The organism is Xanthomonas sp. NCPPB 2586 (assembly GCF_041475775.2).
Lineage (GTDB): Bacteria > Pseudomonadota > Gammaproteobacteria > Xanthomonadales > Xanthomonadaceae > Xanthomonas > Xanthomonas campestris.
In genome coordinates, this window is record NZ_CM192981.1 from 3,404,280 (window position 1) to 3,429,940 (window position 25,661).

Consider the following 25,661-nt stretch of genomic DNA (forward strand, 5'->3'; position numbering starts at 1 on the left):
CTGGTTGCCGGTGACACAGGCAGCTGCCCTCAGCGGATCTGCAACGCCTCAGTTGCCGTAATCGACCCGCACCGAGCCGGAATGCGACTCCAGTTTGATGTCGCCATTGCCTGCGCCCAACGTCGTTTTCAGGCTCTTGCCTGGGCCGTACTCCGGCCGTTCGACCCGCCCGGCCACCGCGCGGATGTCGCCGCTGAAGACCTCTAGGTTCAACGCCGCCGATACAGTGCGCGGCACGCCCAGCGCGATGTCTCCGCTCACACTTTCCGCCGCGATACTGCCGCCTGGCGCCAGGCCTGCCACCTTGAGCCCGGTTGTGCCGGATACGCTCTGCGCACGCAGCTGCGCCACCTGCCCGGTGCTGAGGCTGATATCGCCAGACACCGACTCGGCACTCACCTGGCCACTGGCACCGCTCGGCGCCGCGATCTCGCCGCTGACAGTGCTCAGGTTCAAACGCGTGGTGGCCACGGTGCTGCGCACATCGCCGCTGACCGACTCCAGACGCGCCTCCTTGGCGCGCCCGGCGGCGACCACCTCGCCGCTGACCGACTTGAGCTGCAGCCGCGCCAGATCGATCTGGTCCACATCCAGATCGGCGCTGACCACCTCTGCCTGCAACACCGCGCCGCGCGGCACCCGCAGTTCGAGCTGCGCCCCGTTGCCGTTGCGGCTACTGCGCGGATAGACCACCTCGAACTGCAGCCGGTCGGCACTTTCATTGACATCCAGCCGCTGGCCCGGCCCAAGCGTGCCGGTCAACGACACCTCGTCGCGGTCCCAGCCACGCACGCGCACCTGCCCGGCGATGTTTTCAATCTCCACGCGCCCACCGCGTGCCAGTGGATGGGTCTGCTTCACCGCAGTCTGGGCCGCGGCGGGCAGTGCGCAGACGGCGCTCAACAACAACAGGGATAACGTGGCGTAGCGCATGGGTGGCTTCCTCAGCTGGGGACGTAGGCCTCGCCCTGTGCGGCGAGACGGGTCAATTGCAGGCGCTTTGCATAGGTGCGCTGCAACTGCGACAACAAAAACGCAGAGCGCGGGCTCTGCACGATGGCGGTGTGGATCGACTGCGCGCTGCGGTCCAGCTCGTTCAGTGCCGGCAACAATGCAGCCGGCGCCTGCTCCACGGGAACCGCCGCGATGGCCTGCTGGTATTGCCCGGCCAGGGCCTGCGCCTGCATCACCAGCGCTGGCGGCGCAGCTGCATGGGCTGGCGCGGTCGGCAGAGGCTTAAGCCCAGGCGCGATGGCGATCACTCCCAGCGCAGCCGCGAGCGCAAGGCCGGCCGCTGGCCACTGCCATGCGCGGCGCTGCCGGCGTGGTGCCAGCGCCGCGACCGTGTCGCGCGGCGGCAGTGCGGCGGCAATGTTTTCCCACAGCTGCGGCGCCGGCTGGCGCTGCGTGGGCAGGGCCTGCAGGCGCGCGACCAAGGCCGCATCGTCGGTGCCGGATGGAGGAAGGGATTGGGTCATACGGTTCTCCCAGCCGCGCACGCAACAGGCCGCGTGCGCGATGCAGTTGCGCCTTGGAACTGCCGACCGCCATCTGCAGTTCTTCGGCGATTTCATGATGTTTCCAGCCCTCGATGTCGTGCAGCACCAGCACCGCACGCGCGCGTGGCGGCAGGGTCTCCAGCGCGCGCTCCAGATCCATTTGGGTGGCCTGGCAGGACGAAGCACCAGGAATTGCCGCGAGCAGTTCGCCATCGGCATCGTCAAGCTCGTGATCGCGCGAATGTGCGCGGCGACGCAGCTCCATCAAGGCGGTATTGACCGCCAGCCGATGCAGCCAGGTGCCCAGGGCACTTTGAAAGCGGAACTGCGGCAAGGCCTTCCAGGCGGCGATGAAGGTCTCCTGCAAGGCATCGTCGGCGCGTGCGGCGTTGCCGCCGCACAGCCGCCACACCACCGCATACAGGCGTGGCGCATGGCGGCGGTAGATCGTCTCGTACGCCGAGCGGCTGCCTGCCGCGGCTGCACGCGCCAATGCCGCATCGTCGCGGTCGGCGGAGCTGTCGCAAGCGGGGGCATCGGGGGGCACGGTGGTATCGAGCATAGCCAGTTCGATGCGCCGGGCAGCAAAAAGGTTTAAGCGCAGGCATCAATGCGACTGCGAAATCGCCAGACAAGCGCGGCAGACGCCCGAAATCGGCATATCTGCCCGTACACGCCAGTTCCTCCGCACCGCCCCCAACCGCCTGGCGATTGCTCACTACGTTGGTTCACCGCTCTACGCCCGACGCAGCCATTTTTCTACCGGAGTTCTAAACCTTTCTGGCGCAGGGCGCATCGAAGGCTTCGATTGCACAGCGTCGCGCCGCTGTCCTGGGCGGCCCCGCCCTGGCGTTATCCGCATGACCCTCATCGTTGGCTTGCTGCTGAGCCTGTGCCCGACCCACTGCCCTGGCCCGCTGCCCACGGCCGCCTTACGCCTATCGCTCAGCCCACAGCGCGTGGAAGCCTGCGTGCTGCCCGCAAGCAGCGCTGCGACACCGCGCTGTGTGCACGTGCCGTCGCCCAGTCACTGGGGCGCCGTGCGTACCCTGCGCGACAGTTGGCAGGCCGTGTTCGATCTCCGGGAATATCAGGCGATGCATCTACAGCGACGGTAATGCACTGCCAAGACCCGACACCCATAACGAAGGGCACTCCTGCCGCATGACAGCGATTGCAGCGGCCATCCCAGGCCCACGACCGCAGCGCTTCACGCGTTTGACCATGGATCACTGCACCACACAGCACACGCAGATGAGCGCGCATTTAGAGCGGCTGACAAAACGTAGCGAGCAGTCGTCAGGTGGGTGCGGACGGCGCGGAGGAACCGGAATGTACGTGGGTACATGAGGATTCCGAGCACCGGCCGCGCCCGCCTGGCGGCTGCGCAGTAGTTTTGATAGCTGCTCTTAGCCCACGCACCCATTGCGCAGGGAGTAGCCCGTTACACTAGGCTCCCCCACGTATCCGCTTGAGCTGATGGCTGCACCCGACCCCCTTCCCGCGATGATCCGTAGTCTGTTGCCGCACTGGAACCCGCAGTGGCTGGATGTCGCAGTGCCCGCCGTCAAGATCGTCGTGATCCTCGCCGTCGCGGGCCTGATCCGGCTGCTCTTGCGCCAACTGCTCAAACGCCTGTGCACGCGCTACAGCGTGCCGGCCGAAATGATGATTGGCATTCGGCGAACGGGCGGCTTCATCATTTCGGTAAGCGCGCTATTGATGGTGCTGCACGTGATTGGCGTCTCCGCCGGCACGTTGTGGACGGCGTTCACAGGATTTGCGGCGGTGGGTGCGGTGGCGTTCTTCGCTGCGTGGAGCGTGCTGTCCAACATCTTCTGCACGTTCCTCATCATCACCACGCGGCCGTTCCGGCTGCACGACCACATCGAATTGCTCGAAGGCGGCGACAAGCCGGGCCTCAAGGGCCGCGTCATCGACATCAATGTGATCTACACCACACTGGAAGAAACCGGCGACCACGCTGGCAGCGTCCTGCAGGTGCCCAACAGCCTGTTCTTCCAGCGCACCACCCGGCGGTGGCGCGAGACCAGCGGGTTCCATTCGCCTTAAACAGCGGCGCCTGTCAGCGCAGCTGGCTGTCCTTGCTGCCGCGCCGGTTGTAGCCGCCTTGCGCGGCTTGCGCATGGTCATGCGCCTCCTGGCAGGTGACGCATAGATGCACACCCGGCACAGCGTTGCGCCGCGCCTCGGGAATACGTGCATCACAGTCTTCGCAGTGCGTCAGGCTCGGGCCCTGGTGCAGCTGGCTGCGCGCCCGCTGGATCGCCTCGTCCACCGTGGCATCGATCTGGTCCTGCACCGCCCCATCACCCGCCCATCCGGTCGCCATGTCTGCATCACCTTGTTGGTCTGTTTCTGAAATGGGCACGCACAGCGCAAAATCCAAGCCGGCTCTGCACAGCGCCCTCAAACCGGGTGCTCTAGCATTCACCGATTCGCCGCCCACAGGAACCCCACCATGGAACAACCCGTCCACCCGTTCTCCGAACTGTTTGCACAGCTCGGCCTGCCCTCCGACGAAGCCAGCATTCGCCGTTTCATCGCCGAACATTCCCCGCTTCCGGGCGATGTGCGACTGGAAGAAGCACCGTTCTGGACACCGGCCCAGGCGCAGCTGCTGCGCGAAGAGCGCATCGACGATGCCGACTGGATCGTCAACATCGACCAGCTCAATATCGCCCTGCATACCGAAGCAGAAGACACCGGCGTGTCGGCAGGCTGAAGTACGGCTCCAGTAAAGCTAGAGCTCGTTTGCGCACTTGCCTGGCGATGGCTTGCAAGGCGCACAAAACAGCACGCACAAAAAAAGGAGCGGCATTGCCGCTCCTTTTGTATCTCTAACGCCTGCTAGCAGCGCTCGAAAGCGCTACTGCAGGCGATGGCAATCAGGTCACCTTTTTGGCAATCGTCATGCCCAGCACGAACAGCACAATGGCGATGATGATGCCGGCCCAGAACAGGAACTTGGCGATTCCCATCGCCGCACCTGCCATGCCACCGAAGCCCAATGCACCGGCAATCAGGCCGATGATGGCGAAAATAATGGCCCACTTGATCATGATGTCTCCTATCGGCAAAGCCGTTGCGTCAGTCGAGTGCTTTCAGCGGCGCAGTGCCGGAAAACATGCCGTGCACGCTACCCACCACCCTGTGCCGCACTCGTGAATAAGCGTGACACACGACGACACAGTTGCCCGGCCGTTTAGCTGTGCGAACGCCTCTTCACATCGCTCGCAGACACACCGCGCATCGGCGATCATGCGGCCTGGGCAACGTTTGGATCACATGGACACGCTTCGCTATCTCACCGGTTACCCACCTGCAGTGCTGGAGCAGGTGCGCGCATTGATTGCGCAGGACAAGCTCGGCGCCGTCCTGGCGCAGCGGTATCCCGAGCGCCACACCGTGCGCACCGACCGGCAGTTGTACGACTACGTCAAAGAAATGAAGGAGCGCTACATGCGCTCTTCGCCCACGCTGCACAAAGCCATCTACGACAATCATCTGCAGGTGGTGAAGCATGCGCTTGGCACGCACACCGCCATCTCGCGCGTGCATGGCAGCCGCCTGAAAGCCAGCCGCGAGATCCGCATCGCCGCGATCTTCCGCGACGCACCCGCGCCCTTCCTGCAGATGATCGTGGCGCACGAACTGGCGCACCTCAAAGAGCCCGAGCACGACAAGGCCTTCTACCAGCTGTGCCACCACATGGCCCCGGATTACCACCAGCTCGAATTCGACCTGCGCCTGTATCTGACCCAGCTCGCGCTGAGCCCGCGCGACTGATTGCAAGCTTGGCCGGAACCTTGATCGTCCCGCTGCCGCTCCCGCCTGCTTCCCAACGTGGCACCGGCTCAGCACGATCCGCGTCTAGTTCAGTACCTTCAGGCCGGTGGTGCGGATTTGCGATACCACGCGCAGGTGCGGTGGTGTGCTTCGACAATCTGCTGGCCGACGGCACGCCTGATCCGGATTCGTTGCACGCGGGTCTGCCGGTGGATGCGGGCAGCAAATGGCTGGGCACGCTGTGGTTTCGGCAGCGCCGCTACCGGGATTGGTGAACGGGTTCATACACATCCACCGGCCAGCGTGGTTTAAAATGTTGCGGCGCGACGTGATCGGACAGGGTCTGGAGACGTCGCGTTTTTTGTTTCCCATTGCGCCGGCTGCAGGCCGGGCGTCAGGGAAGGCACATCACGCAGCCCCGCGGAGCCTTCGATGCTTTTCGAAACCCTCGATACCACCGGCCATGAGCAGGTGATTTTCTGCCACAACCGCGACGCCGGCCTCAAGGCCATCATCGCGTTGCACAGCACCCGTCTGGGGCCGGCACTGGGTGGGGTGCGCATGCGGCCGTATGCCAACAGCGAAGCCGCGCTCAACGACGCGCTACGGCTCAGCCGCACCATGACCTACAAGAACGCGGTGGCCGGCCTCAATGTCGGTGGCGGCAAGGCCGTGATCATCGGCGACCCGAAGACCGACAAGAGCGAGGCGCTATTCCGCGCCTTTGGCCGCTTTGTCGACACCCTGGGAGGCCGCTACATCACCTCCGAGGATGTGGGTACCGATGTCAACGACATGGAGCAGATCTACCTGGAGAGCGAGTACGTCACCGGCGTGCATCAGGTGCATCGCGGCTCCGGCGATCCCGCGCCGTTCACCGCCTACGGCGCGCTGCAGGCGCTGATGGCCTCGCTCAATCGCAAGCTCGGCCATGAAGAAGTCGGCAAGGCCAGCATCGCGATCCAGGGCCTGGGCCATATCGGCATGGAACTGGTGAAGTTGCTCAAGGAACGCGGCGCCAAGCTTTATGTAGCCGATCTCAATCCGGCGCTGGTGGATCGCGCAGTGTCCGAATACGGCGCCGAGGCCGTGCGCCCGAACGAAATCCACCAAGTGCCTGCCGACGTGTTCGCACCATGCGCGCTGGAAGGTGCGATCAACGAAAACACCTTGCCGCAGCTCAAGGCCAAGATCATCTGCGGAACAGCCAACAATCAGCTCTCCAGTGCAGCGATCGGCGAAGAGCTGCACAAGCGCGGCATTCTGTATGCGCCCGACTATGTAGTGAATGCCGGCGGCGTCATGAATGTGTCGCTGGAGATCGACGGCTACAACCGCGAACGTGCGATGCGCCTGATCCGCAGCATCTACCACAACCTGGAAAAGGTGTTCGACCTGTCCACCCAGCTCGGCATCCCGCCGCAGCAGGCGGCCGACCAGATTGCCGAAACGCGCATCGAAGCGATCAGCAAGCTCAAGCTGCCGCTGGGCCGCACCGCACCGCGCTTCCTGCACAAGTTACGCGGCGAGTAAGCGCGCAAACGGGCGGGCCGCGGTTGAGGACTGGTGCGATGACGCAATCCCCACCGCACACCTAACGCCCGGGCATTGCACGCGGGCGTCAGGCACACCGATCAGAAATCGGCGCTGTACTTCAGGCTCAACGCGCGGGCATCGCCACGCTCGCCCACCCGCTGGTCGTAGCCGAAACGCAGCGCGCCGCGCTCACCGAGCGGCGCGGACGCCGCAACCCCGAGCAGCCCGCCAGACCGCGCCGGCTGCATGCCGCGTAACGGAGCCCACGCATCCACGCCGATAAAGCTGGCATCCAGGCTCAGGCCCTCGCTGCTGAGCGCTTGCTGCCACTCGGCATAACCGCCCAGCTGCAGGCCGCGCCAGCGGTACGCCGAACGCAAACCAGCCAACAGCTGCGTCCGCGCAGAGGTGCTGGCATCGGCACGCAGACCGAACCCTTCACCACCCTGTTCGCGGAAGCCTTCGCTGGCCAGACGCACGTAGTCCACGCCCAGGTACGGCGTCAGCGAAGCAGCGACATCACCGAAGCGATAGCCGGTTTCCAGGTTGCCGCTGAGATAGCTGCCGCTGTAATCGCTAAAGGCGGCACTGCGGTCCAGGCCAAACTGCAGGCTGCGCTCGATCTGCCGACGCACATTGCCAAAGCCCATCTGGCCCAGCGCATACCCCGGCCCGCGCGTGGTGCCCCAATACAGTTGGGCATGCACCTGGCGATCGCGCCCACGCGCGCCATCCAGATCGCCCAGGCTGTTGGAGCGCGTTTCGCCGAAGGCAAACCCTGCCACCGCACCGGATGCCATGCGCAGATCGTTGCCCATCATCCAGCCCGAGGTGGCGAATCCATTGCTGGTCGCACCACCCTCGCCCGGCCCGCCCAATGCACGCTGCCAGACACCAAGCAGGCGCGGTTGTTGCGAGACGCCATCGAAATGCGTGGCCAGCGCGCGTCTACTCAGATCAATCGTGTCGAAGATCATCGCCGCCGATTCGGCATGCGCGCGGCCGGACAGGCTGCGCAGCGAATCCGCAGCCGTCTCACCGGTTGGCGACTGCTGCAGCGCGGCCGCAGCCTGGACAAACCCGCTACTGATCGCGCCGCTGCCCTGCAACAGCTGCACGTCCACTTGTTGAAATGCCTGTTCAACGCGCACGGCAGAGTCCATTGCCGTCGTGCCGGACAAGCCGAGCGTGCTGGCAACGGCAGTGGCTGTCAGACCGCGCAGCGCCAAGTACGCATTGTTGCTGTCGTAGGTCACGCTTGCATCGAGAAAGGTCACCGCCGGGCCGCGCGTAACCGTCCCGAACGTGCCCTGCAAGCCACCGGCCGCCTGCAACAAGGTGTAAGTGGCGTTGTCGACCACGTAATCGCGGCGCCCCAACAATTGCAGCTCTCCCGCGATGCTCGCCGTACCGGTGACGTTCAAGCGGTCGCCCACGTTCAAGGCCAAACGGCCGGTGCTGTCCTGGATGTAATTACCCGCGACCGCCAGCGTTGCGCCGTTGACCTGCACGGTGCCTGCATTGTTGAGGGTTCCGGCGATCCGGCCACTGCCAATCAAGCTGGCGCCGCTGGCCACGCCCACGCGCGCACTTTGCAGACTGGCGGTCTGCAAGGTACCGCCCAGGACCTGGGTGTCGCCAACAAAGGTATTGGCGGTGCTACTCAACACCAATGTGCCGCTACCGCGCTTGGTCAACCCACCGTTGCCACTGATGTCGTTGGCCCAGGTCGATCGCAGCGTGTTGACAGTGACATCCACCGTGCCCCAGTCAAACCGCGCCGGCCCCAACACCGCCTTGCCCACGTTGAGCAGACCATATCCGAACGTTGGATCGACGCCTGCGGCGCCGAGGTCGGTCGCCGTGCCCAACAAGGTCTGGCGCACCAGGTCGTTGTTGAAATACGGGTACGCCTGCCACACCAGCGCGGCGGCGCCGGACACCAACGGCGCGGCAAACGAAGTACCGCTGCCATAGAAGTAGCTCAGGTTACCGGCGGTACTGTCGGGGCCGACATACACCGACGTGCCCGGTGCCACCAGGCAATACCGCATCGTTACACCGCAGGCATTCGAATACGACGCCAGCTGGGTCGGATTGGCGGTATCCACTGCACCAACGACCAGCCAGCCGCGCTCTAGATCGGCAGCCGGCCGCGTGCCATTGGCGCCGAGCTGGCTGGGCAATGCAGCAGTATCGGATGGCTCGGTCCGCGATTCATTGCCGGAGGCGAACACAACCAAACCATCGTTGCCGATCACGAACGCACGGTATTCCTGTGCGACCGGGTTGGTCACATTGGGGTCGGTCCAGTACAGCCCGCCCCAGGAGTTATTCATGATGCGCGTGCCTGCGCGGATCAGGTCCGCATGCACGGCCTCCAATCCAAGCGGCCCGTCGATCTCATTGCCCTGCCCGCTGCCGTCATCCGCAGGCGCCTTGTCGGCAATGATGCGCGCCGAGACCAGCGTCGCACCGGGCGCGATACCGCCCGGCCATTGCCCCACCGCGCCTCCAGCCGCCAACTCAGCCACGACTGTTCCATGTCCGACCACGTCACCCACCGCGATATTGTTTTCGCGCGGATCCACATAGATGAAGCTGTCGGATAACCGCCCCTGCAACGCGGGATGATTGCCGTTGATGCCGCTGTCGACCACGCCGATGCGGTAACCGGCGCCGGTGAAGCCGAGCGCCTGCGCGGCAGGCGTATTGGTCAGCGCCAGGTGCGCATCGAACGCGGGCTGCGGGGTCGGTACGGTCGTGGGGGGCGGCGGCGTGGGGCGGTCGTGGGCGGCGGCGGCGGTGAGGTGGGCGGTGGCGGAGGTGGTGGCGAGGTCGGTGGCGGTGCAGTCGGCGTGCTCGGACGAATACCGCCCCCACCCCCACCACCGCCACACGCGGTCAATGCCACGGCCAGCGCCGAGGCCAGGACAGTCCTGGCGACGTCTGTCTTCTTCATCTTGAGTTTTCCCCAAACCAATCCATGGATCGGGCCCAACCCCGGGCCCGAATATCGCTTTTATACGTCACGTGAAGCCACCACTCCAGCACGGTGCGCGCTGGCGCGAATCGGCCACGAGGCAGATAATCGTTTCACTTTAAACGGTATCCACTCATGTCCGACATCGTCATCGTTGCCGCAAAACGCACTGCCATCGGATCGTTCCTTGGCCAGTTCAATGGCGTCCCCGCCCCCACGCTTGCTGCCGCCGCCATTGAAGGCGCGCTGGCGCAGTCGGGCGTTGCCGCGGCCGATGTCTCCGAAGTGATCGTCGGCTGCGTATTGCCCGCCAACCTGGGCCAGGCGCCTGCGCGCCAGGCCGCCATTGCGGCCGGCATCCCGACCTCGACCGGCGCCACCACCATCAACAAGGTGTGCGGTTCGGGCATGAAGGCCATCATGTTCGGCCACGACCTGATCAAGGCCGGTTCGGCCAGCATCGTGGTGGCCGGCGGCATGGAGTCGATGAGCAACGCGCCGCATCTGCTGCCGAACTCGCGCACCGGCAACCGCTACGGCAATTTCCAGGCGGTGGACCACATGGCGTGGGACGGCCTGACCAATCCCTACGATGGTCAGGCGATGGGCGTGTTCGGCGAAGCCACTGCAGAGAAGTTCGGCTTCTCGCGCGCCGATCAGGATGCCTATGCCATCGCCTCGGTGGAACGTGCGCAGGCTGCGCAGCGCAACGGCGCATTTGCCGATGAAATCGTGCCGGTGAAGGTCGCCACCCGCAAAGGCGAGATCGTGGTGGATAGCGACGAGCAGCCCGGCAAATCCGACGTGGCCAAGATCCCCACCTTGAAGGCGGCCTTCAAGAAGGACGGCACCGTCACCGCCGCCAGCTCGTCGAGCATTTCCGACGGCGCCGCAATCACCGTGCTGATGGCGGCCGATGAGGCGCAGCGCCGCGGGATCACGCCGCTGGCGCGCATCGTGGGCCATGTCACCCATTCGCAGGCACCGGAATGGTTCACCACCGCGCCAGTGGCCGCGATCCAGTCGCTGGTCGGCAAGATCGGCTGGACGCTGGACGACGTGGACCTGTTTGAAATCAATGAAGCGTTCGCCGTGGTGGCGATGACACCGATCAAGGAATTGGGAATTGCACACGAGAAGGTCAACGTGCACGGTGGTGCCTGCGCGCTCGGCCACCCGATCGGCGCATCCGGTGCACGCTTAGTGGTGACATTGGTGAATGCGTTGCGCAGCCGCGGCGGCAAGCGCGGAATCGCGACGCTGTGCATCGGCGGCGGCGAAGCAACTGCCATTGCTATCGAATTGATTTGATTGGCATTAACAGCGAATTTGCAAAGCTGAATGCGCGCGCGCTTGACACTAGTCTTCGGGCCGTCATCATGTCGGGGGCGCGCAATAGCGCGTTGCCTAATCTAATCGACGAGGATTGAAACAATGACCATCAACAAGCTGCTGATCGCAATGGCTCTGGGCCTGGCCCTGACCGCTTGCTCGAAGCCGGAACAGGCTCAGGACGCTGCTGCTTCGGCTAACGAAGCTGCAACCGACGCTCAGACCGCTGCTGACCAGGCTGCTGCCTCGGGCTCGCAGTCGGCTGACGCCGCTCAGGCTGCTGCCAACACCGCCGCTGCTTCGGCTGACACCGCTGCTGACGCTGCCCAGGCTGCTTCCGGCGCCGCCACCGACGCTGCTGCTGACCAGGCTGCTGACGCTGCCAAGACGGCTGAAGACACCGCCGAAGCTGCTAAGGACACCGCTGAAGAAGCCAAGAAGTAATCACTTCTTAGCTCCAAGCGCGTTCGGAGAAAGCCGCTGGTTTCCAGCGGCTTTTTCTTTGCCTGGGTGTTGAGTGTTGCCTACCTCACATCCACGCGTACTGCCTAACGCGTATCTATGCGCGCATAACCGCACTGCACCTCACCACCTCTGTCCGCGCAGCTGAATGCGGCCTCGCGGCATTGACGCCGGCTGCATCCGGGTCTGCATAAGCTCCGCTTTCCAATGGGAACCGGAACAGGACCCACCCATGAACAAGATCCGCATGCTGTCGCTGAGCGCCGTTGCTGTTGCTGTGGTCACCCTCGCCGCCTGCCAGGGCCCGGATGCCGAACAGGCACGCCGCGATGCCGCTTCTGCCGCAAAGCACGCTGCCGCCGCGACCGAGCAGGCGGCCGACCGCGCTGCCGTGCAGGCCAAGGAAGCCACTGCCGATGCACGCGTCGCCGCACGCGACCTGGCCGCCGACGCCAGCCGCGCTACCGCCAACGCCGCCGATGCCACTGCCGACAAGACCCGCGAGATGGCCAACAAGGCCGAACAGAATGCGGCCGAAAAGAATGCCGAGCACGACGCGCAGCATTGAGTGCAACCGCGATGCCTGAGCGCGCACGCAATCCGCGACGCGCTTCGCAACTCCTGCATGCACCGGTGATATCTGCCCGGTGCATGCAGCTCCGGACGAGCAGCCGGCTCGTGTTGTCGAGCCTGGCACGCTAGGATCTGCGGATGCCTTCTTCCTTTACCTCGCGGCGCCGCAATCAGCTGGCGCTGGCCTTCTCTGCGCTCATCTTTATCGCGATCGGGATCGGCATCTTCGTCGGTGCGCGCCGCTCCCTCGCCGATGCCGCGCTCGTCTCGCATACGCATGAAGTCATTGGCCGCGTCGATGAGATCCAGGCGCGCGTGCTCGATGCCGAATCGGCCGAGCGCGGTTACCTGCTCACCGGTAATGACGCGTACCTGCTGGACTATCAGACCAGCGTGGAGCGGCTGCCGATCCTGATCGGCAACTTGCGCCGCAAGATCGCCGACAACCCTTCGCAGGTGGCGCATCTGGATCAACTGCAGCACTTGGTCGACACGCGGCTCAAGCAGATCCAGCACGTGCTCGACGTCTACGCCGACAGCGGCCTGGAGGCGGCGCGTACCAGCATTCGCCAGACCGCGTTTCGCACCACCAGCGCCATCCGCGAACAGGCCCTGACCATGGTGCAGCGCGAGCAGGAGCTGCTGGCATTGCGTGCGGAAAGCAGCCGCCAAAGTGCGTTGTTGTTGCTGATCCTGGCGCTGGCCGGCATCCCATTTGGGCTGGCCGTGGTCGGCACGGTGTACGGCCTGCTGATGCGCGAACTGCGGCATCGCGCGCAGGCCGAGCGGCATGCCGCACGTGCCAACCAGGAACTGGGCGAGAGCATCGGCGCCCTGCAGCGCAGCGCGGCCGATCTCAATTTGCTCAGCCGCTACACCGGCCTGCTGCAGAGTTGCGTCAGTGCCGAAGAAGCACTGGATGTCACCAGCCGCACGCTCGCGCATTTGCTGCCCGGCATTGCCGGCAGCGTGTATCTGCTGCGCGCCTCGCAGGACCGCGCCGAGGTGATCAGCCACTGGGGCACGCCGTTGGTGCACAGCGCCTCGCACCTGCTGCCCGAAGAGTGCTGGGCACTGCGCCGCGGCCAGCCCCACCTGATCGAAGACCTGGCGCGCGATGCGCCGTGCGCGCACATCGACCTGCCCGATGCGAGCGTGGCAATCACCACCGCGTGCCTGCCGATGTCGGCACAGGGCACGCAGCTGGGTTTTCTGTTCCTGTCCGCGCCCGGCCCGGCGCCGATGCCCCGCCTGGAGATCGCTGAAGCGGCCGCCGAGCAGTTGTCGCTGGCCTTGAGCAATTTGCGTCTGCGCGAATCGCTGCGCCGTCAGTCCATCCGCGATGCGCTGACGGGGTTGTACAACCGCCGTTACCTGGAAGAAGCGCTCAGCCATGAACTGGCGCGCTGCGCACGCCGTGATCTGCCGCTGTCGGTACTGATGCTGGATGTGGACCACTTCAAGCAGTTCAACGACGGCCAGGGCCATGCCGGCGGCGATCTATTGCTGGCCGCAGTCGGTGAATTGCTGCTCACCCGCCTGCGCGCCGAAGACGTGGCCTGCCGCTACGGTGGCGAGGAATTCACCGTGATCCTGCCGGAAACCGACGGCGAGGAAGCGATGCGCGTGGCCGAACAGATCCGCGGCCACATTGCTGCGCTGGCGGTCAGCGACGGCCAGCGCGCGCTGCCACGGGTCACCGCGTCGATCGGCGTGGCCAGCTTCCCGGCCGATGGCGAGCTGGGATCGGCCTTGATCCAGAAGGCCGATGCCGCGCTGTACGTGGCCAAGCGCCAGGGCCGCAACCGGGTGGAACGGCACGGGGCGGTGGCGGTGAATGCCGAACCGGGTGGCACAAACGGCGCGATTGTTTGAGATTCGTCACACAAAAGATGCTCTAGCGCAGCGATAGTCGGCGTGACCCATCCAAGCGAGGCAGTCCCGATGTCGATGTGGCGCGATCAAGGTCCCAACAAGAAAGACGGCGTTCCCGCAGCGCCCGAGGTTCCGCCGGCCGACGGCCGCTTGTTCAATGCAGAACCCACCCCACCCCCGCCCCGGCCGCTGCAGCGGCGGTGACGCCAACTCCGCCGGTGGCGGCGACGCCGGCGCCAACCCGGCAGAGTGAGGCGAAGGAATCCCTGATCGCCGCCGACATCAGCATCGAAGGCAAGATCGAAGGTGCCGGACATGTCCGCTTGGCCGGCCGGTTCAAGGGCGACGTCAACGTCAAGGGCGATCTCACCATCGAACGTGGCGCCAAGCTCAACGGCGGCGTGCGCGCCAACAAGGTGATCATTGCCGGGGAACTGGAAGGCAATATCGAATCGGCTGCGCAGGTGGAGTTGCAGACCTCCGGCGTGCTGGTCGGCGACGTCAAGGCCGGTAGCCTCACTGTCGCCTCCGGCGCGCGCATGCGTGGCCAGGCCGACTTTGGCTGGGGCGAGGACACCGGCAGCAAGCCGCCGGCCAAACCGGTGGTTGCGGCCGGAGACAGCGACGCCACATGAGTGCACCCCGCCCGGGCACGCCCGGCGCCACGCGCAGCTGCCCGCATTGCAAGGCGACGATCCTGGAAAGCGCGGTCGTCTGCCCTGCCTGCCGGCACCATCTGCGCTTCGATTCGGCGGCGGCGCAGCACACCCAGCCGGCGCCGATCGTGCCGCTCAAGGTCGACGGCACGATTCGCCACCCGGCCGATGGCGATGCCTGGGAATACACGGTGGTGGTGGTGGTGCGCAACGGCAAGGGCGAGGAAATCCGCCGCCAGGTGGTGGACGTGGGCGCCATGCAGGGTGGTGAGGAACGCGGCTTCACCCTGGCGGTGGAAGCAACTGCGGTGCGAACGACTGGGCGGCGTACGCGGCATTAGCTGCGCTGCGTAATTGCGGTGTGGCGTGGCCCGCAGTCGGCGCCGTGCGCCTCCTGGGTCGGCAGTTGCATCGGCCTGTTGCGGTTTCCGGCGATCAGTCCGGACACAACGTTGGTAGCCCATCGCGCGCAAGAAATGGTTGATCCTGTCCCACGTGCACCTGGATCGCGCTGGTGGTACCGGCGCCTTGTTGCAGCACCTGCCCAATGCGTGCGTGCTCGTGGAGCAGTCGCCGCGCGCAGCTTCGTGACGCGGCTGCATCGTTGCCCACTGGCGACCAGCGCAACCTCCACCGCGCGGGGCTCTGTGCTCCCCATCGCGGCCTTCCACACCCAGGCACCTGACACCGCCGCGCACGCCGCATCTGCGCAACACAGGCAGCATCTCGCACGCACCGCCCCCATTCTCAGGATCTGCACATCGGCTTGGCCAGAGTTGCCGCATGCACAACGGCAATGACACACGCGGCGATCTGGTGGTGCTTGGGCCCGAAGGGCTGTACTGCCCACAAGGCGATTTCCATATCGATCCATGGCGGCCGGTGCCGCGCGCGGTGATCACGCATGGTCATGGCGACCACGCACGCGGCGGCATGGGCGAGTACCACTGCACGCGCGAAAGCCTGCCGATCCTGCAATGGCGGCTGGGCGAGCAGGTCTATCACCCGCATGCCAATGGCGAGGCCTTCACCCTGGGACGCGCGCGAGTGTCCTTGCATCCGGCCGGTCATGTGCTGGGCTCGGCGCAGGTGCGCATCGAAGTCGATGGCCAGGTGTGGGTAGCCTCCGGCGACTACAAGCGCCAACACGACCCCACCTGCGCGCCGTTCGAAGTGGTGCCGTGCGACACCTTCATCACCGAGGCAACCTTCGGGCTGCCCGTGTACCGCTGGCCGGACACCGCGCAGGTGGCGGCCGATATCGTGGCCTGGCGCCATGAGTGCGCCGCGCGCGGCGAGGCGGCGATCCTGTATTGCTATGCGCTGGGCAAGGCGCAGCGCGTGCTTGCTGAGTTACGCGCCTGGGACACGCAGCCAGCGCTGTTGCATGGCGCAATCGCCGCTGGCGTGGAGGTGTACCGGCACGCCGGCATCGCCATGCTGGAGACGCAACCGGTGAGCGAACACGCACGCGGCGCCGACTACGCCGGGCAATTGGTGCTGGCGCCGCCATCGGCGGCCGGCAGCCCGTGGATTCGCCGCTTCCGGCATGCACAGCAGGGCTTTGCCTCGGGCTGGATGCGCATCCGCGGCAACCGGCGCCGGCGCAATTACGACCGCGGGTTTGTGGTGTCCGATCATGCCGACTGGCCCGACCTGCTGCGCACCATTGCCGACACCGGCGCGCGCCGGGTCATCGCCACGCATGGCAACACCGATGCGTTGATCCAGCACCTGCGCGAGCACGGCGTGGCCGCCGAAGCCTTCCGCACCGACTTCGGAGCCGAGGAATGAATCCGTTGCCTGCACGCCGCTATGTTCGCGCGCGGCCGCGGATCCGGCTCAGTGGCGCACTGGCGTTTCGCCGGCATGCGCTGGCCTTCTGCGTGCATCGCGCCACCCCCGCCGCCACGCTGGGGCCACCGCGCCCGCAACGTCGCCCACGCGCGTTGAGTGCGTTCACCCGCGCTGCCTTGCGGCTGCGCGCGACACCGCTGCTGGCCAGCGCGGAAACAACGCCGTGAATCGGTTTGCGGCGTTGTACCGCACCCTGGACCGCAGCACCGGCACGCTCGACAAGCGCGCCGCCCTGGTGGCGTATTTCCGCGCAGCGCCGCCGCTGGATGCGGCCTGGGCGCTGTATCTGCTGGCAGGTGGCAAGGTGGCCAGTGCGCGCATGCGCATCGCCGCCAGCGGCGAGTTGCGCGAGTGGATTGCCGAGGCCGCCGGGATCGCCGACTGGCTGGTAGCCGACAGCTACGATCATGTAGGCGATCTGGCAGAGACACTGGCATTGCTGCTGGATGATCCAGCCAGCGAGGCGGCGGATGTGTCACTGGCCGAGTGGATCGAACAGCGCCTGCTGCCGATCGCCAATCAAGACGTGGCGGTGCGCAAGCACTGCATCGTGCAGGCGTGGCGCACGCTGGCCTTCGACGAACGCCTGGTCTTCAACAAGTTGCTGACCGGCGCATTGCGTGTGGGTGTGTCGCAACGGTTGGTGCAGCAGGCCCTGGCCGAACTGTCGGGCGTGGATATCGCACGCATTGCCCAGCGCATGCTCGGCAGCTGGCGCCCGCATGCCACGTATGTGGCCGACCTGCTCACGCATGAGGAGCTGCCAGGCGACCGCCAGCAGCCCTACCCGTTTTTTCTGGCGTCGCCGCTGGAGGCCGATGTCGAGAGCCTGGGCGCCATCGACGACTGGCTGCTGGAATGGAAGTGGGATGGCATCCGGCTGCAGCTGTTGCGTCGTGCTGGTGAAGTCGCGCTGTGGTCGCGTGGCGAAGAACGCCTGGATGGCCGCTTTCCAGAGATCGAACAGGCTGCCATGGGCTTGCCAGACGGCACCGTGATCGACGGCGAGCTGCTGGCCTGGCAACCGGAACAACCATTGCCGATGCCTTTCACTGCGCTGCAGACGCGTATCCAACGGCTCAAGCCCGGGCCCAAGACGCTGGCGGCCGCGCCAGCGCGCGTGGTCGCCTACGACCTGCTCGAACTGGACGGCGAAGACCTGCGCGAGCGCCCGCTGCACGCACGCCGTGCGCTACTGGAGCGCGTGCTCGCCACCCTCGCCGACCCACGCATCATCGCCTCGCCGCTGGTGCAACCCACCGATTGGCAGGCTGCCGCGCAGGTGCGATTGGATGCACGTGCGCGCGGCGTTGAAGGGCTGATGCTCAAGCGCGCGCGTTCGCCCTACCAATCCGGCCGCCGCCGTGGCGACTGGTGGAAGTGGAAGATCGACCCACTGACCATCGATGCGGTGCTGCTGTACGCACAGGCCGGCCATGGCCGGCGCAGCACGCTGTACACCGACTACACCTTCGGGCTCTGGCACGACGGCGCGCTGGTGCCCATCGCCAAGGCGTATTCGGGACTGGACGATACCGAGATCCTGCAACTGGATCGCTGGATCCGCGCCAACACCACCGAGCGCTTCGGGCCAGTGCGCGCGGTCACGCCGCACCATGTGTTCGAACTGGGCTTTGAAGGCGTGAATCGCAGCACGCGGCACAAGTCCGGCATTGCGGTGCGCTTCCCGCGCATCCTGCGCTGGCGCCACGACAAACCCTTCGCCGAGGCCGACCACCTGAGCAGCCTTCAGGCACTGGCGCGGTGAGCCCGGCACAGCCACAGCGCGGCACGCCGTTGCAGCAATGGCGGGCCTGGTTTGCGCAGCGCGGCTGGGCGCCGTTGCCGTTTCAACGCGATGTCTGGAAGCGCTACCTGGATGGCGAATCCGGCCTGCTGCACACCCCAACCGGCAGCGGCAAGACCCTGGCGGCATTCGGTGGCCCGCTGCTGGAAGCGCTGGCCGCACGCGGACGCACGCCGCCGGCCACGGCGGTTGCACGTGGCCGGCGGCAGCCGCAGCGTAGCCTGCAGGTGCTGTGGATCACCCCGCTGCGCGCGCTCGCCGCCGATACCGCGCGTGCCCTGCGCGAACCGGTGGAGGCCTTGGGCCTGGATTGGCAGGTGGGCCTGCGCACCGGCGACGCCAGCGCGCGCGACAAACGCCTGGCCCGCAGCGGCAAGCTCGATGTCCTGGTCACTACGCCCGAATCGCTGGCCTTGCTGCTGTCGTATCCAGATACCGCGCCGCAGTTGGCGGCGCTGCGCTGCGTGATCGTCGACGAGTGGCACGAGCTGCTCGGCAACAAGCGCGGCGTGCTGTTGCAACTGTGCCTGGCGCGCCTGCGCGGGTGGTCACCGGCGCTGCGCATCTGGGGGTTGTCGGCCACGCTGGGCAACCTGGCGCAGGCACGCGATGTGCTGCTGCCGCATCAACCAGACGCGGCCTTGGTGTCGGGGGTCAAGCCACGCGCCATGAGCCTGGAAACGCTGCTGCCCGAGACCGGCGAGCGCTTCCCGTGGGCCGGCCATCTCGGTCTGGCGCAACTGGCGCGCGTGCTGCACAAACTGATGGAACAACGCACCAGCCTGGTGTTCACCAACACGCGCGCGCAGGCCGAACTCTGGCACCAGGCGCTGAGCGCAGTGTGGCCAGAGGATGTGGCCACGCTGGCGCTGCACCATGGCTCGCTGGATCCGGCGCTGCGCACCGCGGCCGAGCGCGGCCTGCGCGATGGCAGCCTGCGCTGCGTGGTGGCCACCTCCAGCCTGGACCTGGGCGTGGACTTTCCGGCGGTGGATCAGGTGCTGCAAGTCGGCAGCCCCAAGGGCATCGCACGCCTGCTGCAACGCGCCGGCCGCGCGCGGCACCGCCCGGGCGAATCCGGCCATGTGGTGTGCGTGCCCTCGCATGCGCTGGAATTGCTGGAATATGCGGCTGCGCGGCGTGCGATTGCACATGGGCAGATCGAAGCACGCCCGCCACCGCGGCTTTCATTGGACGTGCTGGCCCAGCATTGCGTGACCCTGGCACTGGGCGGCGGTTTCCAGGCCGATGCGTTGTTGCGCGAAGTCCGCGGCACCGACGCCTTCGCCGCACTCGATGAGGCCACCTGGCAGGCCGTACTCGACTTCATCGTGCAAGGCGGCAGTGCGCTCGCGCACTACCCCGATTTCCACAAGGTGGTGCGCGACGACGCCGGCAGCTACCGCGTCACCGACCGGCGCGTGGCGCTGCGGCATCGCCTGTCGATCGGCACCATCACCAGCGATGGCAGCGTGCGCGTGCAGTTCTTGCGCGGCGGCCGGCTGGGCGCGGTGGAAGAACAGTTCGTCGGTCGCCTCAAGCGCGGCGACCGCTTCCAGTTCGCGGGGCGCTTGCTGGAACTGGTGCGGCTGGAAGACATGACCGCCTACGTGCGCATCGCCAAGGGCGGCAGCGGCGTAGTGCCCAAGTGGATGGGCGGGCGGATGCCGTTGTCCTCGGCGTTGGGGCGCGAGGTGGAAGCAGTGTTCGCCGATCCCGGCGACGCGCCGGAAATGCAGACCCTGGCACCGTTGCTGCACTTGCAGTCCAGCCTGTCCGCACTGCCCGGCCCGGGCCATCTGCTGGTGGAAACCATCAAGGCGCGCGATGGCCGCCACCTGTTCGTGTATCCGTTCGCCGGGCGCCAGGTCAACGAAGGTCTGGCCGCATTGCTGGCTGCACGCTGGGGCCGGCGGCAGCGCAACACCTTTAGCTTTGCAGCCAACGATTACGGGTTTGTGCTGTCGCCGGCGCAGGATGTGCCGGTGGATGCCGCACTGCTGCAGGAATTGCTGTCGCCGGCACGGCTGTTCGAGGATCTGCGCGACAGCCTCAATCTGGGCGAGCTGGCACGCCGGCAGTTTCGTGAGATTGCGCGCGTCGCCGGGCTGCTCTCGCCATCGCTGCCTGGGCGCGCGCCGCGCAGCCTGCGCCAGCTGCAGGCCTCCAGTGGCCTGCTGTACGACGTGCTGCAGCGCTTCGACCCGGACCACCTGCTGCTGGCCCAGGCCGAGCGCGAAGTCTTCGAAGGCCAGCTGGAATTCGCGCGCCTGGCCCATGCGCTGGAAGACTGCGCAGCGCGCGTCTTGCGCCTGTGCACGCCGCGCAGCCTGACGCCGCTGTCGTTCCCGCTGTGGGCCGAGCGCGTGCGCGGGCAACTCAGTACCGAAGACTGGAAAGCACGCGTGCTGCGTGCAGCCGCGCAACTGGAACGCAAGCATGGCCGATAGCGTGCAGCTCACTCTGGCAGGCGAGCCGGTAGAGCTGCTCGGCGAGCGTGCGCTGTATCGGCCCGCGCAGCGCGCATTCCTGATCGCCGATCTGCATCTGGGCAAGGCCGATGTGTTCCGGCGTGCCGGCATCGGCTTGCCTGCGGGCGGCACCGAACACGATCTGGAGCGGCTGGACGCGTTGCTGGCATCGCGCCCGGTGGACGCGCTCTGGATTCTGGGCGACCTGCTGCATGGGCCGGCACCGCGCGCGGCCTGGCACCGCCGCTGGAGCGCCTGGCGCGAGCGCCATTGCGCCCTGCAGGTGATTGCAATCCGCGGCAATCACGACCGCGCATTGGCAGGGGCCGATCTGCACATCGAAGCGGCCGGCGAACAGGTGGAAGATGGCCCGTTCCTGCTGCGCCATGACCCGCTCCCGCATCCCAGCCGCCACGTGCTGTGCGGCCACCTGCATCCGTTGGCGGCGCTGCCCGGCCTGTCGCGCCGCTGGCCAGCATTCTGGTTGCGCGACGGCGTGACCATCCTGCCGGCGTTCTCGCACTTCACTGCCGGCATCGTGCCGACCCTGGTCGAAGGCGAACGCCTGGTTGCCTGCGTCGAAGGCGATGCGATGGCGCTGCCGGTCCGGTGACAACGCGCATCGCGTTGATGCAACGGTGCGCGTGCGGCGCACCAACTTCACGTCATCAGTGAAGCCAACCGCACGGCGACTGCCGCTGCACGTCACTACGCAGCCATGCCATCTCCTGCATTACTCGAACGCGGCGCCGGCACCGGTTGCGCCAATGCATCGACGAACGCCGGGTCCAGCGCGAGCTTGCCGAACCAGCCGTGCTGGGTGCCGCTGAGCACGCGCAGCATGTGGCCGCGCCCACCCGGCACGCGGCCCATCGGCTGCAGCAACAGATCGCGTCCGCGCGCCCACACATCGCGCTCGGACTGGAACAGCGGCGTGAGCCAGCGACTCCAGCGGTGATAGATCGCCACATGCGCCTGGCGTTCGCGTTGGTAGCCCTGCAATGCGGCATCCAGATCCGCGCCGGCGCGCAAGGCATCGCGCATCGCCAGTGCATCCAGCAGCGCCATGTTCACGCCCTGCCCCAGCTGCGGGCTCATCGCGTGCGCGGCATCGCCGGCCAGCGCAAAGCGGCCGCGGTGCCAGCGCGACACCACCGCGTCGCGGTAGCTGGCGCGCGCCAAGGCGCCATGCACCTGCACGGTCTGCAGGCGCGCAAGCGCGTCCGGCCACATCTGCGCCACTTCTTCGCGCCAGGCGTCCATGCCGCGGGTTTCCCATGCAGCGAAATCGCTGCAGGGCAGGCTCCAGAAAAAGCTCAGCCGCGGCGTGTCATCGCCCGGCCGCGTGCCAACCGGCAGCAGCCCGATCATCTTGCGTGCGCCGATGTAGCGCTGCCGCAACTCGTCCACGTACGGCCAGTCTTCGCGCGGCAACAAACACCACAGCGCGCCCCATGGATACACCCGATCCAGCTGGGTGCCCTGGGCCTGTGCGCGCAAGGTCGATGCCGAGCCATCGGCGGCGATGATCAGATCGTAGGGGCCATGCCATTGCCCGCGCTGGTCCTGCACACGCACGCCGTCATGATCGATCGCAGTGATCTGCGTGCCGATGTGCAGGTTGGCGTACTCGGGCCAGGCATCGCGCAGCAACGCGAACAACGCGCCGCGCTGCATGCCCAGGCCCATCAGGCGCGCATCCAGGTCGCGGTAGCGCATGTCCATCACCGCACGCCCGCAGGGCGTCTCGCCATACAGCCGCCGCACCGGTGCACCGTGCTGCAAGGCCTGCTCCAGCAGCCCCATCTTCCACAGCACCTGCAGCCCGCTCGGCTGCAACAGAAATCCCGCACCAACCGGCCCGGGCGCGGGCGCACGCTCGAACACGTCCAGCCGATGCCCATCGGCACCGAGCAGCACGGCCAGTGCCTGCCCCGCCGTACCGTATCCCACTACCGCAATTCGCAATGTCTGCTGCATCGTCCGTGCTCTGTCTGCGTCCTCACCGGCCCGACATGGACCGGCGCAAAAAAAACCCCGCCGAAGCGGGGTTCTTCAATCGCACAATCGAGTGAATCACTCAACCGGCGTGATGTTCGAAGCCTGGGCACCCTTGGGGCCCTGGGTCACGTCATAACTGACGCGCTGGCCTTCCTGCAGGCTGCGAAAGCCCTTGGAGTTGATCGCGGAGAAGTGCGCGAAGACATCGGCGCTGCCGTCCTCCGGTGAGATGAAGCCAAATCCCTTGGCGTCGTTGAACCACTTGACGGTACCGTTCGGCATGGTGATGCGAGACCTTTGCAAAATTAATGGGTGGTGTACGGCGGAGCGTACGCGCCGAGTATGCAAAGCTTATGCCCCGATGACAATCACCCGCGTGCAAGTTCGCCAATCAGCTCCGGCAGTCCGGACGAGGCCGCATCCACGTTCGACAGCACCTCGGCCATGGTGATTTCCTGCGCGTCGCCACAGCCCGCCGCCCAGTTGGCCACGATCGCCAAACACGCATATTCCAGGCCTTTTTCGCGTGCCAACGCCGCTTCGGGCATGCCGGTCATGCCGACCAGATTGCAGCCGTCGCGACGCATCCGCGCGATCTCTGCAATCGTTTCCAATCGCGGTCCCTGGGTGGCGCCATAGCATCCACCCGCTACCAGCGTGACGCCGGTCACCTTGGCCGCGGCGATCACCTTGCTGCGGAACATCGGCGAATACGGGTGGCCAAAGTCCACATGCTGCACCTCGCTGCCGGCCTCCTCGCAAAAGGTGGAGATGCGGCCCCAGGTGTAGTCGATCAACTGGTCCGGGCAGGCCAGCACACGCGGGCCGAAGGACTCGGTGATACCGCCGACAGTGTTGAGCGCCAGCACGCGGGTGGCACCAATCTGCTGCAGCGCAGCGATGTTTGCGCGGTAGTTGACCTTGTGCGGCGGCAGCGAATGGCCTTCGCCATGCCGGGCCAGAAATGCCACGCGATGGCCGAGCAGCATGCCCACGCGGATCGGGCCGGACGGCGCGCCGTATGGGGTGTCGACGGCGTGCGTCTGCACCTGGTCGAGCTGGGCCAGCTTGTACACGCCGGTGCCGCCGATGACGGCCAATGCGATGGAATTGGAAGACACACAGACCTCTGCATCGAAAGACGAAAGAAGAACGCTGCACCGGCAATGGCGCAGTGCTGTACCCACCGGGGTGGGTAGGTGCGCTGGCTTACTGCTTCATCGCATAGATGGCAGGAATGCCGCGCAGCTGCTCGTTGACGTCCATGCCGAAGCCGAACACGTAGCGGTCGGCCACTTCCACGCCCACGTAGTCGGCGGTAACGCCCGGCACGCAGCGGTCATGGCGCTTGACGGTCAACACCGCCACGCGCACATCGGTGGCGCCCTGCTCCAGGCACCACTGGCGCACGCCCTGCAGGGTGTAGCCCTCATCCAGGATGTCGTCGACCAGGATCACCCGGCGGCCGAACAGCGCAGTGGCCGGGCGGTGCTTCCAGACCAGCTCGCCGCCGGTGGTTTCGCCGCGGTAGCGGGTGGCGTGCAGATAGTCGAACTGCAGGTCCTGGCCGCGCGCGCCCAGCTCCAGCGCCAACTGGCCGGAGAACGGCAGCGCGCCGTGCATGATGGTGAGATACACCGGCACTTCGCCAGCGTAGTCGCGCGCGATCGCATCGGCGATGGTGGCGACGGCGGCGTCGATGGCAGGGCGGTCGACCAACAGATCGGCTTGGGCCAGGGCCTGGGAAATGGTGAGCGTGGACATCAGGCAAGTGTTCCGAAAGAGGCGGAAAGGGAGGTGGTGGGAGCATCGGCGAGCAGGCCATCCCAGCCCAGCGCGCCACGGCCGATCAGGCCGATCAGTGCGGCAGTGTTGAGCGTACGGCCGGCCACCGCCTGCAAGGACTCGGCGACCAGTTCGGGGTGACAGACCAGCACCACGTCGCAGCCGGCATCCAGGTGCGCGTGCACCCGTCCGGCGACGCCGCCGGCACTGAACGAGGCGGCCATGCCGATGTCGTCGGAGAAGACCACGCCGCGGAAGCCCAGTTGCCCGCGCAGGATCTGCTCGATCCAGCGCGACGCGTAGCCGGCCGGCTCCGGCGCCACCTGCGGGTAGACCACGTGGGCCATCATCACCGCGTCGGCACCGGCGTCGATCCCGGCCACGAACGGCACCAGGTCCTCGGCCAGCAGGACGTCCAGCGGCCGTGGGTCGCTGGCGTGGTCGACATGGGTGTCTTCCAGCACGGTGCCGTGGCCGGGGAAATGCTTGAGCGTGGCGCCCATGCCGGCGGCGTGCAGCGCCTGCACGTAGGCACGGGTGAAGCTGGCCACCACCTGCGGGTCGTCGCTGAAGGCGCGGTCGCCGATGGCGCGGTTGCCGCGTGCCAGGTCCACCACCGGGGCAAAACTGAGATCAACACCACTGGCGCGCACTTCGCTGGCCATCAGCTGCGCATGCGCGCGGGCCTGGGCAAGCGCGCCTTCCGGGTCGGTGGCATACAGCGCGCCAAAGCTCTGCAGCGGCGCCAAGGCGCTGTAACCCTCGCGAAAGCGCTGCACCCGGCCGCCTTCCTGGTCCACGCAGATCAATTGCGGGCGCGGCGCCGCGGCGCGGATGGCGGCCGACAACTCGGCCACCTGCGTGCGCGAGGCGAAGTTGCGCTTGAACAGCACCACGCCGGCGACGGCGTCGTGCTGCAGCCAGTCGCGTTCCTGTGCGCTGAGTTCGGTACCGGCAACGCCGATCAGAAGCATGTTGGGGACTCCCGGGCCAGGCGCCACGATGGCGCAGCGC

23 protein-coding genes, 1 other RNA gene and 5 pseudogenes are annotated in these 25,661 nt (G+C 66.5%); 17 read left to right on the top strand and 12 right to left on the bottom strand.

The annotated features are described in order from the left end of the window. Nucleotides 1-48 precede the first annotated feature (48 nt). From ACCQ09_RS14780 to ACCQ09_RS14795, 4 genes and pseudogenes are all read right to left on the bottom strand, one after another. Nucleotides 49-933 (bottom strand): DUF4097 family beta strand repeat-containing protein, encoded by an 885-nt coding sequence (locus ACCQ09_RS14780; RefSeq protein WP_040941582.1) that lies wholly within the window; start codon nucleotides 931-933, stop codon nucleotides 49-51. A gap of 11 nt (nucleotides 934-944) precedes the next feature. Continuing rightward, nucleotides 945-1,478: a hypothetical protein gene (locus tag ACCQ09_RS14785; protein WP_011036500.1), complete on the bottom strand. Its 534-nt coding sequence runs from the start codon at nucleotides 1,476-1,478 to the stop codon at nucleotides 945-947. Nucleotides 1,479-1,482: 4 nt separating this feature from the next. Beyond that, nucleotides 1,483-2,061, bottom strand: a pseudogene (locus ACCQ09_RS14790) (RNA polymerase sigma factor); the annotation flags it as partial. Between the two features lie 711 nt (nucleotides 2,062-2,772). After that, nucleotides 2,773-2,847, bottom strand: a non-coding RNA gene (locus ACCQ09_RS14795) — sX9 sRNA. Nucleotides 2,848-2,978: 131 nt separating this feature from the next. On the opposite strand from ACCQ09_RS14795, the gene ACCQ09_RS14800 reads away from it, so the two are divergent. Continuing rightward, on the top strand, nucleotides 2,979-3,572 hold the full coding sequence (locus ACCQ09_RS14800; protein WP_029629005.1) for a mechanosensitive ion channel domain-containing protein: 594 nt from the start codon (nucleotides 2,979-2,981) through the stop codon (nucleotides 3,570-3,572). Nucleotides 3,573-3,585: 13 nt separating this feature from the next. Here the strand turns inward: ACCQ09_RS14800 and ACCQ09_RS14805 are convergent, their stop codons facing one another. Continuing rightward, complete coding sequence (locus ACCQ09_RS14805; protein WP_011036497.1) at nucleotides 3,586-3,852, bottom strand: DksA/TraR family C4-type zinc finger protein; 267 nt, start codon at nucleotides 3,850-3,852, stop codon at nucleotides 3,586-3,588. A 129-nt stretch (nucleotides 3,853-3,981) separates the two neighbouring features. Between ACCQ09_RS14805 and ACCQ09_RS14810 the strand changes: the two genes are divergently transcribed. Next, entirely contained in the window at nucleotides 3,982-4,245 is a 264-nt protein-coding gene (locus ACCQ09_RS14810; protein ID WP_228428378.1) for a DUF2789 domain-containing protein, read from the top strand. Between the two features lie 163 nt (nucleotides 4,246-4,408). On the opposite strand, the gene ACCQ09_RS14815 is transcribed toward ACCQ09_RS14810, so the two are convergent. Beyond that, nucleotides 4,409-4,582, bottom strand: a complete 174-nt coding sequence (locus ACCQ09_RS14815; RefSeq protein WP_003489471.1) for a DUF1328 domain-containing protein — start codon at nucleotides 4,580-4,582, stop codon at nucleotides 4,409-4,411. Between the two features lie 199 nt (nucleotides 4,583-4,781). Between ACCQ09_RS14815 and ACCQ09_RS14820 the strand changes: the two genes are divergently transcribed. The 3 genes and pseudogenes from ACCQ09_RS14820 to ACCQ09_RS14830 all read left to right on the top strand — a co-directional run bounded on the left by ACCQ09_RS14820 (nucleotide 4,782) and on the right by ACCQ09_RS14830 (nucleotide 6,842). Then, on the top strand, nucleotides 4,782-5,309 hold the full coding sequence (locus ACCQ09_RS14820) for a YgjP-like metallopeptidase domain-containing protein (protein WP_029629006.1): 528 nt from the start codon (nucleotides 4,782-4,784) through the stop codon (nucleotides 5,307-5,309). A 125-nt stretch (nucleotides 5,310-5,434) separates the two neighbouring features. After that, a pseudogene (locus tag ACCQ09_RS14825) lies at nucleotides 5,435-5,584 on the top strand (2OG-Fe(II) oxygenase); the annotation flags it as partial. A gap of 157 nt (nucleotides 5,585-5,741) precedes the next feature. Continuing rightward, a complete protein-coding gene (locus tag ACCQ09_RS14830; RefSeq protein ID WP_228428377.1) occupies nucleotides 5,742-6,842 on the top strand; it encodes a Glu/Leu/Phe/Val dehydrogenase dimerization domain-containing protein in 1,101 nt (366 codons plus the stop codon). Between the two features lie 101 nt (nucleotides 6,843-6,943). Here the strand turns inward: ACCQ09_RS14830 and ACCQ09_RS14835 are convergent. Next, a pseudogene (locus ACCQ09_RS14835) lies at nucleotides 6,944-9,807 on the bottom strand (S8 family serine peptidase). Between the two features lie 156 nt (nucleotides 9,808-9,963). Between ACCQ09_RS14835 and ACCQ09_RS14840 the strand changes: the two are divergent. The 12 genes and pseudogenes from ACCQ09_RS14840 (at nucleotide 9,964) to pdeM (ending at nucleotide 21,474) form a co-directional block, all read left to right on the top strand. Further along, on the top strand, nucleotides 9,964-11,139 hold the full coding sequence (locus ACCQ09_RS14840) for a thiolase family protein (protein WP_012438862.1): 1,176 nt from the start codon (nucleotides 9,964-9,966) through the stop codon (nucleotides 11,137-11,139). Nucleotides 11,140-11,262: 123 nt separating this feature from the next. After that, nucleotides 11,263-11,604, top strand: coding sequence for a hypothetical protein (locus ACCQ09_RS14845; protein WP_011036489.1), 342 nt, complete (start codon nucleotides 11,263-11,265; stop codon nucleotides 11,602-11,604). 250 nt (nucleotides 11,605-11,854) lie between these two features. Next, nucleotides 11,855-12,190, top strand: coding sequence for an XAC1346 family secretion chaperone (locus ACCQ09_RS14850; RefSeq protein WP_011036488.1), 336 nt, complete (start codon nucleotides 11,855-11,857; stop codon nucleotides 12,188-12,190). Between the two features lie 143 nt (nucleotides 12,191-12,333). Further along, complete coding sequence (locus tag ACCQ09_RS14855; protein ID WP_228428376.1) at nucleotides 12,334-14,070, top strand: diguanylate cyclase; 1,737 nt, start codon at nucleotides 12,334-12,336, stop codon at nucleotides 14,068-14,070. A 69-nt stretch (nucleotides 14,071-14,139) separates the two neighbouring features. Beyond that, nucleotides 14,140-14,705: pseudogene (locus ACCQ09_RS14860) on the top strand (bactofilin family protein). After that, on the top strand, nucleotides 14,702-15,067 hold the full coding sequence (locus ACCQ09_RS14865; protein ID WP_012438863.1) for a hypothetical protein: 366 nt from the start codon (nucleotides 14,702-14,704) through the stop codon (nucleotides 15,065-15,067). The pseudogene ACCQ09_RS14860 and the gene ACCQ09_RS14865 overlap by 4 nt, the downstream one beginning before the upstream one ends. A gap of 124 nt (nucleotides 15,068-15,191) precedes the next feature. Beyond that, nucleotides 15,192-15,311 (top strand): annotated as a pseudogene (locus ACCQ09_RS14870) (MBL fold metallo-hydrolase); the annotation flags it as partial. Between the two features lie 198 nt (nucleotides 15,312-15,509). After that, nucleotides 15,510-16,520, top strand: coding sequence for a ligase-associated DNA damage response exonuclease (locus ACCQ09_RS14875; RefSeq protein WP_011036484.1), 1,011 nt, complete (start codon nucleotides 15,510-15,512; stop codon nucleotides 16,518-16,520). Beyond that, nucleotides 16,517-16,750, top strand: coding sequence for a hypothetical protein (locus tag ACCQ09_RS14880; protein ID WP_040941587.1), 234 nt, complete (start codon nucleotides 16,517-16,519; stop codon nucleotides 16,748-16,750). The genes ACCQ09_RS14875 and ACCQ09_RS14880 overlap by 4 nt, the downstream gene beginning before the upstream one ends. Next, complete coding sequence (locus ACCQ09_RS14885) at nucleotides 16,747-18,351, top strand: ATP-dependent DNA ligase (RefSeq protein WP_228428375.1); 1,605 nt, start codon at nucleotides 16,747-16,749, stop codon at nucleotides 18,349-18,351. The genes ACCQ09_RS14880 and ACCQ09_RS14885 overlap by 4 nt, the downstream gene beginning before the upstream one ends. After that, nucleotides 18,348-20,840: a ligase-associated DNA damage response DEXH box helicase gene (locus ACCQ09_RS14890; protein WP_228428374.1), complete on the top strand. Its 2,493-nt coding sequence runs from the start codon at nucleotides 18,348-18,350 to the stop codon at nucleotides 20,838-20,840. Before ACCQ09_RS14885 ends, ACCQ09_RS14890 begins: the two co-directional genes overlap by 4 nt. Continuing rightward, nucleotides 20,830-21,474 carry a ligase-associated DNA damage response endonuclease PdeM gene (pdeM, locus tag ACCQ09_RS14895; protein WP_040941590.1) on the top strand — a complete coding sequence of 215 codons (645 nt, stop codon included), beginning with the start codon at nucleotides 20,830-20,832 and terminating at the stop codon, nucleotides 21,472-21,474. The genes ACCQ09_RS14890 and pdeM overlap by 11 nt, the downstream gene beginning before the upstream one ends. 95 nt (nucleotides 21,475-21,569) lie before the next feature. On the opposite strand, the gene ACCQ09_RS14900 is transcribed toward pdeM, so the two are convergent. The 5 genes from ACCQ09_RS14900 to nagZ all read right to left on the bottom strand — a co-directional run bounded on the left by ACCQ09_RS14900 (nucleotide 21,570) and on the right by nagZ (nucleotide 25,621). Beyond that, complete coding sequence (locus tag ACCQ09_RS14900; protein WP_228428373.1) at nucleotides 21,570-22,841, bottom strand: FAD-dependent oxidoreductase; 1,272 nt, start codon at nucleotides 22,839-22,841, stop codon at nucleotides 21,570-21,572. 96 nt (nucleotides 22,842-22,937) lie between these two features. After that, nucleotides 22,938-23,144 carry a transcription antiterminator/RNA stability regulator CspE gene (gene cspE, locus ACCQ09_RS14905; protein ID WP_003488188.1) on the bottom strand — a complete coding sequence of 69 codons (207 nt, stop codon included), beginning with the start codon at nucleotides 23,142-23,144 and terminating at the stop codon, nucleotides 22,938-22,940. 86 nt (nucleotides 23,145-23,230) lie between these two features. Continuing rightward, nucleotides 23,231-23,983, bottom strand: coding sequence for an S-methyl-5'-thioinosine phosphorylase (locus tag ACCQ09_RS14910; RefSeq protein WP_040941591.1), 753 nt, complete (start codon nucleotides 23,981-23,983; stop codon nucleotides 23,231-23,233). Nucleotides 23,984-24,071: 88 nt separating this feature from the next. Continuing rightward, nucleotides 24,072-24,626, bottom strand: a complete 555-nt coding sequence (locus ACCQ09_RS14915) for a hypoxanthine-guanine phosphoribosyltransferase (protein WP_011036478.1) — start codon at nucleotides 24,624-24,626, stop codon at nucleotides 24,072-24,074. After that, nucleotides 24,626-25,621, bottom strand: a complete 996-nt coding sequence (nagZ, locus tag ACCQ09_RS14920; RefSeq protein ID WP_011036477.1) for a beta-N-acetylhexosaminidase — start codon at nucleotides 25,619-25,621, stop codon at nucleotides 24,626-24,628. Before nagZ ends, ACCQ09_RS14915 begins: the two co-directional genes overlap by 1 nt. Nucleotides 25,622-25,661: the final 40 nt, after the last annotated feature.

What these genes read in the sequence shown, in the direction of transcription:
- ACCQ09_RS14780 (WP_040941582.1), bottom strand. Translation starts at nt 933, where the DNA reads ATGCGCTACGCCACGTTATCCCTGTTGTTGTTGAGCGCCGTCTGCGCA.
- ACCQ09_RS14785 (WP_011036500.1), bottom strand. Translation starts at nt 1,478, where the DNA reads ATGACCCAATCCCTTCCTCCATCCGGCACCGACGATGCGGCCTTGGTC.
- ACCQ09_RS14800 (WP_029629005.1), top strand. Translation starts at nt 2,979, where the DNA reads ATGGCTGCACCCGACCCCCTTCCCGCGATGATCCGTAGTCTGTTGCCG.
- ACCQ09_RS14805 (WP_011036497.1), bottom strand. Translation starts at nt 3,852, where the DNA reads ATGGCGACCGGATGGGCGGGTGATGGGGCGGTGCAGGACCAGATCGAT.
- ACCQ09_RS14810 (WP_228428378.1), top strand. Translation starts at nt 3,982, where the DNA reads ATGGAACAACCCGTCCACCCGTTCTCCGAACTGTTTGCACAGCTCGGC.
- ACCQ09_RS14815 (WP_003489471.1), bottom strand. Translation starts at nt 4,582, where the DNA reads ATGATCAAGTGGGCCATTATTTTCGCCATCATCGGCCTGATTGCCGGT.
- ACCQ09_RS14820 (WP_029629006.1), top strand. Translation starts at nt 4,782, where the DNA reads ATGCGGCCTGGGCAACGTTTGGATCACATGGACACGCTTCGCTATCTC.
- ACCQ09_RS14830 (WP_228428377.1), top strand. Translation starts at nt 5,742, where the DNA reads ATGCTTTTCGAAACCCTCGATACCACCGGCCATGAGCAGGTGATTTTC.
- ACCQ09_RS14840 (WP_012438862.1), top strand. Translation starts at nt 9,964, where the DNA reads ATGTCCGACATCGTCATCGTTGCCGCAAAACGCACTGCCATCGGATCG.
- ACCQ09_RS14845 (WP_011036489.1), top strand. Translation starts at nt 11,263, where the DNA reads ATGACCATCAACAAGCTGCTGATCGCAATGGCTCTGGGCCTGGCCCTG.
- ACCQ09_RS14850 (WP_011036488.1), top strand. Translation starts at nt 11,855, where the DNA reads ATGAACAAGATCCGCATGCTGTCGCTGAGCGCCGTTGCTGTTGCTGTG.
- ACCQ09_RS14855 (WP_228428376.1), top strand. Translation starts at nt 12,334, where the DNA reads ATGCCTTCTTCCTTTACCTCGCGGCGCCGCAATCAGCTGGCGCTGGCC.
- ACCQ09_RS14865 (WP_012438863.1), top strand. Translation starts at nt 14,702, where the DNA reads ATGAGTGCACCCCGCCCGGGCACGCCCGGCGCCACGCGCAGCTGCCCG.
- ACCQ09_RS14875 (WP_011036484.1), top strand. Translation starts at nt 15,510, where the DNA reads ATGCACAACGGCAATGACACACGCGGCGATCTGGTGGTGCTTGGGCCC.
- ACCQ09_RS14880 (WP_040941587.1), top strand. Translation starts at nt 16,517, where the DNA reads ATGAATCCGTTGCCTGCACGCCGCTATGTTCGCGCGCGGCCGCGGATC.
- pdeM (WP_040941590.1), top strand. Translation starts at nt 20,830, where the DNA reads ATGGCCGATAGCGTGCAGCTCACTCTGGCAGGCGAGCCGGTAGAGCTG.
- ACCQ09_RS14900 (WP_228428373.1), bottom strand. Translation starts at nt 22,841, where the DNA reads ATGCAGCAGACATTGCGAATTGCGGTAGTGGGATACGGTACGGCGGGG.
- cspE (WP_003488188.1), bottom strand. Translation starts at nt 23,144, where the DNA reads ATGCCGAACGGTACCGTCAAGTGGTTCAACGACGCCAAGGGATTTGGC.
- ACCQ09_RS14915 (WP_011036478.1), bottom strand. Translation starts at nt 24,626, where the DNA reads ATGTCCACGCTCACCATTTCCCAGGCCCTGGCCCAAGCCGATCTGTTG.
- nagZ (WP_011036477.1), bottom strand. Translation starts at nt 25,621, where the DNA reads ATGCTTCTGATCGGCGTTGCCGGTACCGAACTCAGCGCACAGGAACGC.